This window comes from Mangrovicoccus algicola, from assembly GCF_014903745.1.
GTDB lineage: Bacteria > Pseudomonadota > Alphaproteobacteria > Rhodobacterales > Rhodobacteraceae > Mangrovicoccus > Mangrovicoccus algicola.
Genome location: NZ_JACVXA010000037.1, coordinates 13,431 through 26,253, shown reverse-complemented (window position 1 = coordinate 26,253; position 12,823 = coordinate 13,431). Strand labels below are relative to the sequence as shown.

11 protein-coding genes and 2 pseudogenes are annotated in these 12,823 nt (G+C 61.8%); 6 read left to right on the top strand and 7 right to left on the bottom strand.

The window, feature by feature from the left end; genetic code table 11:
• The first annotated feature begins 53 nt into the window (after nucleotides 1-53).
• From ICN82_RS12585 to ICN82_RS21325, 6 genes and pseudogenes are all read left to right on the top strand, one after another.
• Nucleotides 54-743 (top strand): potassium channel family protein, encoded by a 690-nt coding sequence (locus tag ICN82_RS12585; RefSeq protein WP_193183293.1) that lies wholly within the window; start codon nucleotides 54-56, stop codon nucleotides 741-743.
• Nucleotides 734-2,083 carry a TrkH family potassium uptake protein gene (locus tag ICN82_RS12580; RefSeq protein ID WP_193183291.1) on the top strand — a complete coding sequence of 450 codons (1,350 nt, stop codon included), beginning with the start codon at nucleotides 734-736 and terminating at the stop codon, nucleotides 2,081-2,083. Before ICN82_RS12585 ends, ICN82_RS12580 begins: the two co-directional genes overlap by 10 nt.
• A 303-nt stretch (nucleotides 2,084-2,386) precedes the next feature.
• A complete protein-coding gene (locus ICN82_RS21730) occupies nucleotides 2,387-2,620 on the top strand; it encodes a hypothetical protein (RefSeq protein ID WP_407943763.1) in 234 nt (77 codons plus the stop codon).
• Nucleotides 2,617-2,964, top strand: a complete 348-nt coding sequence (locus ICN82_RS21725) for a hypothetical protein (RefSeq protein WP_407943762.1) — start codon at nucleotides 2,617-2,619, stop codon at nucleotides 2,962-2,964. Before ICN82_RS21730 ends, ICN82_RS21725 begins: the two co-directional genes overlap by 4 nt.
• Nucleotides 2,934-3,523, top strand: a pseudogene (locus tag ICN82_RS21720) (transposase); the annotation flags it as partial. The gene ICN82_RS21725 and the pseudogene ICN82_RS21720, both read left to right, overlap by 31 nt.
• Before the next feature lie 101 nt (nucleotides 3,524-3,624).
• Nucleotides 3,625-4,286: pseudogene (locus tag ICN82_RS21325) on the top strand (IS5 family transposase); the annotation flags it as partial.
• A gap of 33 nt (nucleotides 4,287-4,319) precedes the next feature.
• Here ICN82_RS21325 and ICN82_RS12560 read toward each other — a convergent pair.
• The 7 genes from ICN82_RS12560 to ICN82_RS12530 all read right to left on the bottom strand — a co-directional run bounded on the left by ICN82_RS12560 (nucleotide 4,320) and on the right by ICN82_RS12530 (nucleotide 12,807).
• Nucleotides 4,320-6,146: a hypothetical protein gene (locus ICN82_RS12560; protein WP_193183285.1), complete on the bottom strand. Its 1,827-nt coding sequence runs from the start codon at nucleotides 6,144-6,146 to the stop codon at nucleotides 4,320-4,322.
• The gene (gene motA, locus ICN82_RS12555) at nucleotides 6,143-7,012 is read right to left on the bottom strand and encodes a flagellar motor stator protein MotA (protein WP_193183283.1); all 870 of its coding nucleotides are present in this window, start codon (nucleotides 7,010-7,012) and stop codon (nucleotides 6,143-6,145) included. Before motA ends, ICN82_RS12560 begins: the two co-directional genes overlap by 4 nt.
• 9 nt (nucleotides 7,013-7,021) lie before the next feature.
• Entirely contained in the window at nucleotides 7,022-7,576 is a 555-nt protein-coding gene (locus ICN82_RS12550) for a MotE family protein (protein WP_193183281.1), read from the bottom strand.
• Entirely contained in the window at nucleotides 7,563-7,961 is a 399-nt protein-coding gene (locus tag ICN82_RS12545) for a hypothetical protein (protein WP_193183279.1), read from the bottom strand. The genes ICN82_RS12550 and ICN82_RS12545 overlap by 14 nt, the downstream gene beginning before the upstream one ends.
• A 5-nt stretch (nucleotides 7,962-7,966) precedes the next feature.
• Nucleotides 7,967-8,458: a flagellar basal body-associated FliL family protein gene (locus ICN82_RS12540; protein ID WP_193183277.1), complete on the bottom strand. Its 492-nt coding sequence runs from the start codon at nucleotides 8,456-8,458 to the stop codon at nucleotides 7,967-7,969.
• A gap of 97 nt (nucleotides 8,459-8,555) precedes the next feature.
• Nucleotides 8,556-9,578, bottom strand: a complete 1,023-nt coding sequence (locus tag ICN82_RS12535) for a hypothetical protein (RefSeq protein WP_193183275.1) — start codon at nucleotides 9,576-9,578, stop codon at nucleotides 8,556-8,558.
• A gap of 118 nt (nucleotides 9,579-9,696) precedes the next feature.
• Nucleotides 9,697-12,807, bottom strand: a complete 3,111-nt coding sequence (locus ICN82_RS12530; RefSeq protein ID WP_193183273.1) for an efflux RND transporter permease subunit — start codon at nucleotides 12,805-12,807, stop codon at nucleotides 9,697-9,699.
• Nucleotides 12,808-12,823 lie beyond the last annotated feature (16 nt).

Genomic DNA, 12,823 nt, shown 5'->3' with positions numbered 1-12,823 from the left:
CCGGCGGCCGCGCCGCAGTAGCGCTTGTCCCCAGGACATGTGAGAGGACGGACATGGCGCTTCTGAGGCCATCCGGCGGGCGCAAGACCGGCACTTTTGCCGTACTCGGGCTCGGCCTTTTCGGAACCACCGTGGCGCGCGAGCTGATGCGCTTCGGGAACTATGTCATCGGTGTCGACCAGGACGAGGCGCGGGTCTCGGCCATCGCGGACGAGCTGAGCCGCGCGGTGATCATCGACGTGCGCGACGACGAGGCCCTGCGCGAGGCGGGGATCGGCGATTGCGAGACCGCGCTGGTGGCCATGGGCGAGGATCTCGAATCCAGCATCATCGCGGCGATCAATCTCAAGACCATGGGGGTTCCCAGGGTCTGGGCGAAGGCGTCCTCCAAGACCCATCACCGGATCCTGTCGAAGCTGAAGGTGGATCGCATCATCCATCCCGAGGTCGAGGTCGGCCAGCATATCGCCCAAGTCCTGCATAACCCGATCGTCCGCGACTATGTCAGCCTCGGCAACGGGTTCCACGTTGTGAATTTCAAGGTGCCCGAGAAGCTCGACGGCGTGGCGCTGAGCGCGCTGAAACATGCCGATTACGACCTGCGCTGCGTGGGGGCGATGCGCGGCACGGAATTCCTGGGATTCGACGGACAGGCCTGCACGCTGCGCAAGGATGATCTTCTGATCCTCCTGGGCCGTCGCGCCGACCTGCGCAGCTTTGCCGCGAGCCTGCCATGGCCCTGAACCGCCACAGCGTTCCGGCGCTGTCGCGAAGGCTGACCCAGTCGCCGCCTGCGACGCTCGCGACCCTTTACCTGTGCTTCATCCTGTCCGGCGCATTGCTGCTGAAACTGCCCCTGTGTCACGACGGGTCGCTGAACTGGGCCGATGCGATCTTCACCTCGGTTTCCGCGGTGACCGTGACCGGACTGGCCGTGGTCGATACCGGTTCGGTGTTCACGGTCGCGGGCCAGATGGTGATCCTGCTCCTGATCCAGCTCGGGGGGCTGGGCCTGATGGCCTTCGCCGTGCTTCTCCTGGTGGTCCTGGGCGTGCCCGTCGGGCTTCCGCACAAGATGCTGCTGCGCGAGGAACTGAACCAGTCCTCCTATGGCGAGCTGGGCACGATCGTCTGGCTTGTCTTCTGGGTGGCCGCCATTTCCGAACTGGTCGGCACGCTTTTGCTGGGCTTTGTCTTCGTTCCGGAATTCGGCCCGGCCCGGGGATTGTGGATGGCGCTGTTTCACAGCGTCTCGGCCTTCAACAACGCGGGTTTCGCGCTGTTTCCCGACAGCCTGATGCGCTACGTGGCCGATCCGGTCGTCAATCTCGTCATACCGCTGCTGATCCTGTCGGGGGGGCTGGGCTTCATCGTCCTGGGCGATCTGGCCGAGCAGAGGCGGTGGCAGCGCCTGACCCTGCATTCCAAGCTCATGCTGTCGGGCACGCTCGTGCTGGTGCTGCTGGCCTGGGGGCTGTTCGCGCTTCTGGAATGGAGCAATCCCGGTACGCTGGGTGGATTGGAGCATCCCCTGGCGCGGATCGGCGCGGCCTGGTTCCAGGCGGTCAGCCCCCGCACGGCGGGGTTCAACACGGTTGATACGGGTCAGCTGCATGACAGTACCATGCTGTTGACCATGGCGCTGATGGTGATCGGCGGCGGGTCCACCTCCACGGCCGGGGGGATCAAGGTGACCACGGTCTGCGTGCTTCTGATCGCCACCGTCGCCTTTTTCCGCCGCGAAACGGTGATGCGGGCCTTCGGGCGAAGCTTCGGTCCCGAGGACGTCTTCAAGGTGATGGCGCTGGCGACCGTCTCCGCCATCACGATGATGACCGCCCTCTTCGTGATTTCCATTTCCCATGACGGAGAACTGGCCGATCTCGCCTTCGAGGTGGTCTCGGCCTTCGGTACCGTCGGCCTGTCGCGCGGCGCGACCGGCGATCTCGACGGATTGGGCCGGATCGTGGTGATGATATTGATGTTCCTCGGCCGGGTCGGCCCGCTGACCCTGGGTTTCTTCCTGGCGACCCGCGGGCAGCCGCGGCTGCGCTATCCACGTGGGCGCGTCTATCTGGGCTAGCGGCGCACGGCGCTGCGCGACGCGCGCCCTCGAAACCTCCGCGTCTTGAAGTTATTCTATTCGCCAGGTGCTGTGCGGCCCGCTGAGCCAGATGCGTTCGCGGGATTTCGGACCGGGCGGCAAGCTGCAGCGCCTGACGAAGATTGACCCGAGATGGCGAACCGGAAACGCTCTTCAGCAGGGGTCAAGGCGAAGGTGGCCCTCGAGGCCATCCGCGAGGAACCGGCGACGGCCGAGAAGGCATAGAGTTGAACGGCGACTGCCATCGGTCCGAGAGAGCCGTTCAACGATGTCCATCCCACCATGATCAGCGGCTGGAAACGGAGGGCGATCGACAACATGGCGATCGGCGCTCGGGCGGCATCCGAGCCGCTGATATTGGCTGCCGAGATCGAGAAGCTGCACGCCAGGATCGGCCATCTGGTGATCGAGCGGGATGCTCCGCAGCGCTTTCGCGGCCCCGCGGGGGCCACGGTCGCTGCTTCGATGTCGGAGGCCTCGAGTCTCATTCCCGGCACTGGAGTTCGATCGCGGTGAAGAAGGATCATCCCGGCCTCAGCGTGCGGCGGCAGCGCAGCCTGCTGTCGCTGGCCCGATCGAACCTCGACTACCAGCCGCGCGGCGAAAGCGCGGAGACCCTCGCCTTCATGGCGATCATCGACCGCCAGTTCCCGGAAACCCCGTGCTACGGCGCGCGCCAGCCTCCCGGGACATTGCTGCGCAATGCCCTGCCGGTCAGCGGATGGCCCGCCACATGCGAAGGGAAGGGCATAAATGCGGGCGGCATCGCGACAGGCGGCGAATGCGGCTGGTGCCGATCTTCCGGGAGGCGAAGACCAGCAGGAAACACCCGGCGCACAAGATATATCCTTATCTTCTGAGAGACTTGCCCATCATCCGGCCGAACCAGGTCTGATGTGCAGGCATTACGTATATTCCAATGCGGCGCATTCGCCATCGGGCTCGGACCGGTGGCGCCTCGATGGCTCATTCCTCTACCTCGTGACCGTCATGGACCGGCACAGCCGGAAGGTGCCGGGCTGGCGGCTTTTCAACCGCATGGATGCGCATTTCGCGACGATTGATCCCCCGGATCAATCGCTGGACGCTCGAACTCTGCGCCGAGGCACTGAAGGAGGCGCTGGCGAAATGCGGCACGCCGGAGATATTCAACTCCGATCAAGGATCGCACTTCACCAGCACCGGCTTCACCGGCGTGCTGCTGGATACGGAGGCGAGGATCTCGATGGACGGCCGGGGCGCTGGATCGACAACCGGATGATCAAGCGTCCGTGGCGCTCGCTGAAATACGAGTGCGTCTCCCTGAACGCCTTCGGGACCGGCTCGGAGACCCGCACCGGGGCCGGCTTTTGGATCAGCTACCATAACGAAAGACGCCCGCATTCATCGCACGGGCTGCTGAGGCCGGACGAGGCCTATGGACCCCGGAGCCCGAACCTGAAGATCGCCGCCTGAACTGAGACCCGCGCTATAGCTTAGTCCGGCGGTAAACTGGTTGAAAAACCGGGACCACCTCTTGGATCCGGGTGCAGATCCCGTATCGGCGCTCCGGTCAGCGTCTGAACCTCCCGATGGAGTGCACCGGCATTCGTTTCCGCGGCGACGGCGAATGGCTTTCGCGCAAGCATGGTCCGACGCGCAGACGCAAATGGCGCAAGGTGCATCTTGCGATGGCCATTGCCACTGGCGATATTTGCACGGTCGAATTCACCTCGAGCAGGCACGGCGACAGACCGGTCCTGCCGGAGCTGCTGCCGCAGATCCCGACGGGAGAACAGATCGAAACAGTCACGGCCGATGGAACCTTTGACAGCCACCGCTGTCATGCCGCGATCCTCTAGCATAGCATTTGTCAGAACCGATCATACCGATCCGTCGCAATGGCCGAGCCTTGAAGCCTGACGGCCCCGCCGCGATCCCACGAAACGAAATCTTGCGAGCGACGCGATGTCTGGGCCGCTCAATCTGGAAGAAATGGACCGGCTATCACGCCCGAAGTCGGGTTGAGGCCCAGGTGAACCGCCTCAAGCTCCTTGGCGACCGGATCATGTCACGAGACCCCGACCGCCAGACCGCCGAGATCCAGATCCGCATCGCCATCATGAACCGCTGTTCGATCCTTGGGAGAGCCAAGATCAAAGCCGGCCCTGAGGCCAGCGGGAAAAGGAGCAGAGCTGCCTGACGTAAAATTAACCAACAAGGCCGTTCCTCAAAATTACTCGACCCGTTTCCGAAGCTCTCGACTGTCTGACAAGATCGATTCGAATTCTTGCCAAACTGTTGGAGGTTCTACAGAATGAGTTTCTGTCTCTTCAATTTCGGGCGGCAACAAAACGGTTGGTGGTGCAGGTGTTCTCCGCAAGTTAGAAAATGTATCCTGTTTCGACTTTCGAAGGATGTGAAGCACTTCTGATTTGACGGTTTCAGGCGCTAATTTTATCGCTTCATCTAGGTTAATACTTTTGGCGACGGCTAGAAGATCTCCTGGTGACGCTGTTGCCAAAAATTCCGCCCAAAACTTTTCGGAAATTGCGCTAATGTCATCTCCGTTGGATTGGCTGGATTGATTTAATTGATTGATATACTTGAGGGCGCCTTCCCAATTTCTATCGTTTTGAAATCCGTCTATAATAGAATTGTGGAATTCCATATCCTGCGTCGTTGTCGGGGTGACTCTCAATATTCCTTCGGCGTCTAATCTGGTTTTTGACCACGTGAATTCTTCAAGATTTTTTTTCGCTTGGGCCTGAGTGGGGGTGTTCTCACTTTTTTGCGTCCCTGCGCTCCAGACCCCGAATGCCAAATCGGTATCCGGCTCCAGAGTGTTGGCGGTCGATTTTCTATTGTGTATATCTTCTAACGCTTCAATGAGTTTAATGTTATTTTTTTCAAGTCGGTCGAGTAGCAGTTGTGTTAGTTTGCTTCCAATTTTATCTGGAAGTTTTTGAATATACATCACCATATCCGCAGAAACATCTTCATGGCTGATGGGGCCTTCTTTTGATGTTATTTTTAAAAGATATTGGGCCTGCGAGTTGCAGAGGGAAAGCTTGGGGAGGACATTGAGTGATGTATTTTCTTCTTCGGACAGTATTGCTTTGATGTCAGATATCAAAATCGTTGGAAGATGTTCGAAAAATTGATCTTTGAGAGATTCCACTTCGTCAAGCAGCATGTTGCCGAGTAGGTAGATAGCCATGTCTGTTAAGCCATCTGGGGAGTAATCTAGATTTTCTTGCAGTGCAGAAAATGCTGGAAGAGGAGATTCAAAAAATAATTCATTACTTGAATGCGGTGTCAGTGAAAGAATTCTTTTCTCCCGAATTGTTCCGCATGATGTATCGTTTGTGGATAACGGGCTGTTTCCAGGGCCACGGGAGGTGATGTACTGTTCCAGAGTCCCATTCTTGCTGACGCTGTCAGGGATGTTCAATTCGAGATTTGTGCCTCCTGAAGGGGATAGAGAGCTTTCTTCAGTCGATACGGATTTTAAAACCTGTCTCACCCCATATCCGATATCTGCGATATTTATAGAGTTTGATGGAAGTCCGAGGTCACTGTTAGCCTTGCCGTAAGTTTCTGGATCCGTGATTTTTTCGTGCATCGGCAATATATCGGAGCGGGTTGGCCTGTATATTAAATGCTCTTTTATTGTGTGTTTTGTGTCGTTCTCTCTTGGCTCTGGCAGGGTTGCAGTGAGGGTGATGGAGATATTTGATATGTGTTTGCTAATCTTGGATAGTGAGAGTGAGCAATGGCAGGTAGGTTCAAATAAAATTTCCTGCTGAGAAATTGATACTTTGATGTTTGGAATGCTGGCAGCTGCGGATTGGAAGGCAAGCAGGTCTTCTGGCCTTGTTTCGGAGTTTAGCGGTATGATGAATTCTTCGGAGTCGAGATGAGGTGAAAGATTCACATTTTCAGCATGGTATAGAAGCGCCTGGCGTCCATCTTGGGAGGCCACGAGCATCAAAGGTTGCGACCAGCAGGTCGATCCAGAGAGAAGAAGAACGATAGTTGTAGGGAGCAGTTTCGCTTTCATTCAGCGGCCTGCTTGGTGGATTTCAGGGCTTCTTCCAGTGCGGAGAAATCCGGGCGGAGTGATCCGGGTATGTTTTGACGGCCGACCTCTATGCAGATGTTCGTGGAATGCCTGTACAGGTTGGCAATCAACACCTCGCGAATGATCTTATAGAAGAATGCCTCGTCTTCCATCACGGCCTTGACCCGCGTCGCGAAGGGGCCGACAAAGCCATAGGCAAGAAAAACCCCCAGAAACGTACCCACCAGCGCGCCGCCAATCATTTTCCCGAGAATTTCCGGAGGCTGGTCGATTGATCCCATGGTCTTGATGACCCCCAGAACCGCAGCCACGATACCAAGGGCGGGCAGGCCATCCGCCACCATCTGCAAGGCATGGGAGGAGTGCTGAGCATGCTCCTCCAGGGCGGATATCCTCTTTTCAAGGATTTCCTCGACCTGATGGGGGTCATCGTAGTTCATCGAGGCAGCACGCATGGTGTCGCAGATGAGTTCGATCGCATTCTTGTCTTTCACGATTTGTGGATATTTTGAAAAAATACTTGATTCGCTTGGGTTTTCGATATGTTCCTCCAGTGCGACAGGGTTTTGCCGCGCCAGCCGAAGGATTTCGAAAAGCAGGCACAGCAGTTCCTGGTAATGGTCGGATTTCCATTTCGGACCTGAAAACACTTTCTTGATATCCGCCAGCGTGTGTTTTGCGGCGGCGCCATCATTCGAGATGAGGAAGGCGCCGATGGCGGCTCCCCCGATCATCATCATCTCGAAGGGGAGCGCCTTGATGATCAAACCCATTTTTCCGCCGGCCAGCATGTAGCCGCCGAAGACCATTGCGAAAATGACGACAATGCCGATGATTGCGATCACGGGCTGTTCCTATCTGGCATTCTTGCCGGCGATGATGGCGGATATGGCGTAGGAGGTTTCCGAAGGCAGCAGGGCGAGGATCTGCGACGCCTGTGCCGGATCCATGCGGGTGATGAACCCGGAGGCAAGGGAAGGATCCATCATCTCGAAGATCCGGGCAGCTTCCTTGGGACGCATGCTCTCATAGAGGGTCAACATCTTGGCGATATCTGCCTCGGCTGCCTGCTTGGCGATGCCCAGCATGCGCTGAAGCCGGTCCTCGGCTTCCTTCAGTTCTTCCAGCTTGGCGTCGATGGCGGTCTCCTGCTCCTGCAGCAGGGCGGTGCGCTCCTCAAGCGCGGCTTGTTGTTCGGCGACCCTGTCGCGCGCCGCCTTCAGGTCTTCCAGCAGCGCGTCGATCTCTGCGGCGTTCTCCATCTGGCGGATTTCATCCGCGTAGAGCCGTTCCGCCTCCTGGCGGTAGTCCACCTGCGCCGTGGCGGAAGTGAGCATGAGGGTGAGGGAGGCCGTCAGCAGCGCGGCGCCAAGCCCGCCCGCGACCAGATCGACGCTAACCCGCTTCATGATTCCGGGCCTCCCGCGGATTGGAGCGATCGACATGCGCGAAACGGACGAATTCCGGTTGATCCGCGCGGGACAACTCATGCGGGCGGCCGGCCATTTCCGGGCGTTCGGCCAGCTGCAGCGCGGCGATCCTGGTCTCCAGCCGACGTTCCACCGTCTCCGCCCGCGTGATCGAGGCCCCCATGGTTTGCTGTGCCGCCTTGGCCTTTGCCCCGATCATCGCCAGGTCGCGACGCAGCTCTTCTGCCTGGACGTTCAGGAAGGCGATGCGCGCGCCCATCCCGGTCTCGATCTGGGTGAGACGGCGGAGCTTCAGCATGACCCTGGCATTGATCGCCAGCAGGATCAGTATGCCAAGGGAAAGAGAGATTTCGGCGATGCTCAACATGGTCATCCTATCAGGAATTTCGAAATCAGCAGGTCGTAGACGACTTCCTCGCCCAGCACGAGCTGCACGCGCCGCAGCATCTGCAGCCGGAATTTCAGGAGCGCCGTCGGCTCGCTGAGCTCCTGCGGCTCGACCGAGCGCAGATAGGTGTTCAGCACGTCCATGACCCGCGGCATGCCGCCCTGCACGGTTTCCCGGCTTGCGACGGGGATTTCCAGATATCCCTCGAATCGCAGCTGCTTGTTTCCGGTCCGGGGGCCCAGGGAGATCAGCAATGGTTCCATCGGCAGGAATTCCGTCTCGGTTCCCGCATCGGTCGCGCCGGCCTCTTCCCCGGACTGCGCGGCATGGTCCTCCGTCGCGGGCGCGGGCGGCGTGCCGAGCATCAGCAAGGAGGCGCCGAAGCTGCCCGCGCCCAGCACGGCAGCCAGCGCGATGGCGGGCATCACGAGGCTTTTCTTCTTCGGCGGGCTGTCTTCGGGCGTTTCGTCCATGGCGGGGCTCGGCTGTGAAGGGACAGCCCCGATGCTAGACCGGCAGGCCTAAGCAAACATTAAATGCCCCCGTAGAACGCCGCCCCCGCACAGGAGGTCACGGCTCCGGCGAAGGGGCCTCCAGGGCGGCCAGGCGGTCCTCCAGCGCGCGGATCCGGAGCGACTGGGCCGCGACGATGTCGACCAGGCTGCCCAGGACCGCGTCGCTGAGCGCGCCCGGGCGAAGTTCGGGCGGGTCCGGAACGGGGTCGTCGAGAAGGTCGATGCCGAACCGGCTGCCGATGTCGCGCATCAGCGGGGCGGCGCCGGTGCGGACCTTCTCCAGCTGCGGATAGTCGAAGAGAAACCGGAACTTGCCCGAGAGGCTGGGGGGCAGGCTCCCCGTGCGCGGCGCGGCCATCATGTCCTCGTAGAGCCCCGGGAGGCAGGGCCCCGGCACGCGGTTGTTGAAGGCGGCGCGCAGGATCTGCTCTGCCTCCGGACGGCGGGCCTGCCGCCTCTGGTCCGATCCTTTCAGCGTCAGTCCGGTCAGAGCCGCGAAATCCTCGACGATGTCGGTTCCGGTCCGGTAGGGGCGCACCGTCATCCTGTCGCCCAGCAGGGCGTGCCAGTCGGGAAAGCGGGCATATTGCGAGACCAGGCGCCTTCCGGCCTGTTCAAGCGTCTCGACGGGCCCGGCATTGGTCTTGTGCAGCACCCCCCATTGCGCGCAGGCCGAGGGCAGCCAGCTGCCCAGCGGTCTTGCATAGGCGATCACGCTGATGCGCAGCTGCGCCGAGAGCGCCGCGAAGAAGGGCTGCAATTCCCGGAAAAGCGGCAGATAGGCCTCGTTGGACAGCACGACGCGGCCTATGCCGTCGCGGGCGGCGGCCTCCTGCAGGATCGCGGCCATCCGTCCGGCCAGCTCCGCATGCCGCGCCGGGGTCTGCCTCGCGAAGCGCATGAACCCCTCAAGCCCGGCAAAATCCGGATCCAGGAATTCCGTCCACATGCCCAGGTAGCGCGCGGAGTCGGCCGCCAGTTCCGCGCCGCTGTCGCGCAACGCGGCCTGCAGCGCGGAGGTGCCGGTCTTGCCCATCCCGATATGGAAAATCGCCTCGATTTCCGGGGTTCCCGTCATTTCCGCCTCCCTGACATGGACCGGCCCCGCCCGGCGTTTCGCGGACGGGGCCGGTCCATAGGAGCACGGCTGGCGCGGGAGGCAAGGCGCCAGATCGCCCCGCCATCCGGTTGCCCGGTCAGGTCGCCGGAGCGGCGGCCTTGCGGCGGCGGGTCATCCGCGCGACGATCACGAAGAAGACCGGCACGAAGAGCACGCCCAGCACCGTCGCCGAGATCGTGCCGCCGAGGACGCCCGAGCCGATCGCCTGGCGCCCGCCGGAGCCTGCCCCGGAGGACAGGACCAGCGGCAGCACGCCCAGCGAGAAGGCCATCGAGGTCATGATGATGGGCCGGAACCGCTGCCGCGCGGCCTCGCGCACCGCCTCGAACAGATCCTCGCCCGCCTCGTAGCGTTCCCGGGCGAATTCCACGATCATGATCGCGTTCTTGCCGGTCAGGCCGATCACCGTCAGCAGGCCCACCTGGAAGAACACGCCATTGTCGAACCCGCCCAGGATGGCGGCGGCGAAGGCCCCGAAGATCCCGATCGGCATGGCCAGGATCACCGCGAAGGGGATCGCCCAGCTTTCATAGAGCGCCGCCAGCGACAGGAAGACCGCGGCCAGCGACAGCGCGTAGAGCAGGGTCGTCTGGTTGCCGGCCTCCACCTCTTCCAGCGACAGGCCGGTCCAGGCGACGTCATAGCCGTCGGGCAGCTGCGCGGCCAGCCTCTCGATCTCGGCCATGGCCTCGCCGGAGGAGACGCCGGGCACGGGTTCGCCCTGGATCTGCATCGAGGGCACGCCGTTGTAGCGCACGACGCCCTGCGGCCCGTAGGTCCAGCTGCCTTCGGCGAAGTTGGAGAAGGGCACGAGCCCGCCCGAGGCGTTGCGCACCCGCCACTGGTCGATATCCGAGGGCGTTGCGCGCGAGTCGGGCTGGCCCTGGACATAGACCTTCTTGATGCGGCCATTGTCGATGAAGTCGTTCACGTAGCTGCCCGCCCAGGCGATGTTCAGCAGGTTGCCGACATCGGTGGCCGAGACCCCCATCGCCCCGGCCTTGCGCCAGTCGATATCCAGGTTGAACTGCGCCGCGTCCTCCAGGCCCGAGGGCCGGACCTGCGTCAGGATCGGGCTCTGCGCGGCCATGCCGAGAAGCTGGTTGCGCGCCTCCAGGAGCTGCTCATGCGTCTGCCCGCCGCGCGCCTGCAGGTAGAAGTCGAAGCCCGTGGCATTGCCCAGCTCGATCACCGAGGGCGGCACGACCGGGAAGACCATGGCGTCCTGAAGGCCCATCATGGCCGGGAAGGCGCGCCCGGCAATCGCCTGGACGCTCTGGTCCGGACGCGTCCGTTCCTCCCAGTCCTTCAGGCGGATGAAGGCCAGGCCCATGTTCTGCCCCGATCCCATGAAGGAGAAGCCGACGACGCCGAACACCGCCTCCACATTCTCGGATTCGCGCTCGAGGAAATAGGTTTCCACCTGCTCGATCACGTCGAGCGTGCGCTCGGCGGTGGCGCCGGTCGGTGCCTGGACCAGCGCGAACATCAGGCCCTGGTCCTCGTCGGGAAGGAAGGCCGTGGGCGTGCGCTGATACATCACCACCACGGCCGCGCCGATCAGCGCATAGACGATCATCACGCGCCAGATGCCGCGCACCAGATAGCCGACGAAATTGCCGTAGCCGTGGTTCAGGCGGTCGAAGTTGCGGTTGAACAGCCCGAAGAAGCCGCGCTTCTTGTGGGGGGTGTTCTTCAGGATGGTGGCGCAGAGCGCGGGCGTCAGGGTCAGCGCGACCAGCACCGACAGCGCCATGGCCGACACGATCGTGACCGAGAACTGCTGGTAGATGACGCCGGTCGATCCGCCGAAGAAGGCCATCGGCACGAACACCGCCGACAGCACCATGGCGATGCCGATCAGCGCGCCGGTGATCTGGTCCATCGACTTGCGCGTCGCCTCCTTGGGCGGCAGCCCCTCCTCATGCATGATGCGTTCGACATTCTCTACGACGACGATCGCGTCATCGACCAAGAGGCCGATCGCCAGCACCATGGCCAGCATGGTCAGCGTGTTGATCGAGAATCCCAGAGCCGCCATCACCCCGAACGTGCCCAGAAGAACGACCGGCACCGCCAGCGTCGGGATGATCGTCGCGCGCAGGTTCTGCAGGAACAGCAGCATCACGAAGAACACCAGGGCGATCGCCTCGATCAGCGTCTTGACCACCTCCTTGATCGAGATCTTCACGAAGGGCGTGGTGTCGTAGGGGATGACGTATTCCATCCCCTCGGGGAAGAAGCGGGCGAATTCCTCGACGCGCTCCTTCACCAGCGTCGCGGTGTCCAGCGCGTTGGCGCCGGGGGCAAGGCTGACGGCGAGGCCGGAAGCGGGGCCGCGGTTGTAGCGCGCGATGGTGGCGTAGCTTTCCGCGCCGATCTCCACCGTCGCGACATCGTCCAGCAGCACCAGCCCGCCATCGGTTTCGGCGCGCAGCACGATCTGGCGGAAATCCTCCGGCGTCGACAGCAGCGACTGCGCCGTGATCGTGGCATTCAGCATCTGGCCGTCGGGGGCGGGGCGGGTGCCGAAGGCCCCGGCCGAGATCTGGGCATTCTCCTCCGACACGGCCGCGACCACGTCCGAGGGGGTCAGCTCATAGGCGGCCAGTTTGGCCGGATCCAGCCAGATGCGCATCGCGTATTGCCCGCCGAAGACCTGGACATTACCCACGCCCTCGACCCGGCTGAGATCATCGAGCAGGTTGGAGACGAGGTAATCCGACAGGTCGGCCTGCTCGAAGGTGCCGTCGGGCGAGACGAGGCCCACCACCATCAGGAACCCCGCCGAGCTTTTCTCCACCGTCACGCCCTGGCGCTGCACGGCCTCGGGCAGCAGCGACGTCGCCTGGCTGAGCTTGTTCTGCACCTGCACCTGCGCGATGTCCGGATCGGTGCCGGTCTCGAAGGTCAGCGTCAGCTGCGCGCTGCCCGCCGAGGTGGAGGAGGAGGCCATGTAGCGCATGCCGTCCAGCCCGGTCATCTGCTGCTCGATGACCTGGGTGACGGTATTGGCGACGGTCTCGGCCGAGGCGCCGGGATAGGTGGCGTTGATCTGGACCGAAGGCGGCGCGATCTGCGGATATTGCGAAATGGGGAGGGTCACGATCGACAGAAAGCCGATCCCCATGATGATGATCGAGATCACCCAGGCGAAGATCGGGCGATCGATGAAGAAGCGGGCCATGGAGGTACTCCGGGAA

Coding starts and splice junctions, on each gene's coding strand:
- ICN82_RS12540 (WP_193183277.1), bottom strand. CDS start 8,458: ATGGACGAAACGCCCGAAGACAGCCCGCCGAAGAAGAAAAGCCTCGTG.
- ICN82_RS12530 (WP_193183273.1), bottom strand. CDS start 12,807: ATGGCCCGCTTCTTCATCGATCGCCCGATCTTCGCCTGGGTGATCTCG.
- ICN82_RS12535 (WP_193183275.1), bottom strand. CDS start 9,578: ATGACGGGAACCCCGGAAATCGAGGCGATTTTCCATATCGGGATGGGC.
- ICN82_RS12580 (WP_193183291.1), top strand. CDS start 734: ATGGCCCTGAACCGCCACAGCGTTCCGGCGCTGTCGCGAAGGCTGACC.
- ICN82_RS12560 (WP_193183285.1), bottom strand. CDS start 6,146: ATGAAAGCGAAACTGCTCCCTACAACTATCGTTCTTCTTCTCTCTGGA.
- ICN82_RS21730 (WP_407943763.1), top strand. CDS start 2,387: ATGATCAGCGGCTGGAAACGGAGGGCGATCGACAACATGGCGATCGGC.
- ICN82_RS12550 (WP_193183281.1), bottom strand. CDS start 7,576: ATGAAGCGGGTTAGCGTCGATCTGGTCGCGGGCGGGCTTGGCGCCGCG.
- ICN82_RS12585 (WP_193183293.1), top strand. CDS start 54: ATGGCGCTTCTGAGGCCATCCGGCGGGCGCAAGACCGGCACTTTTGCC.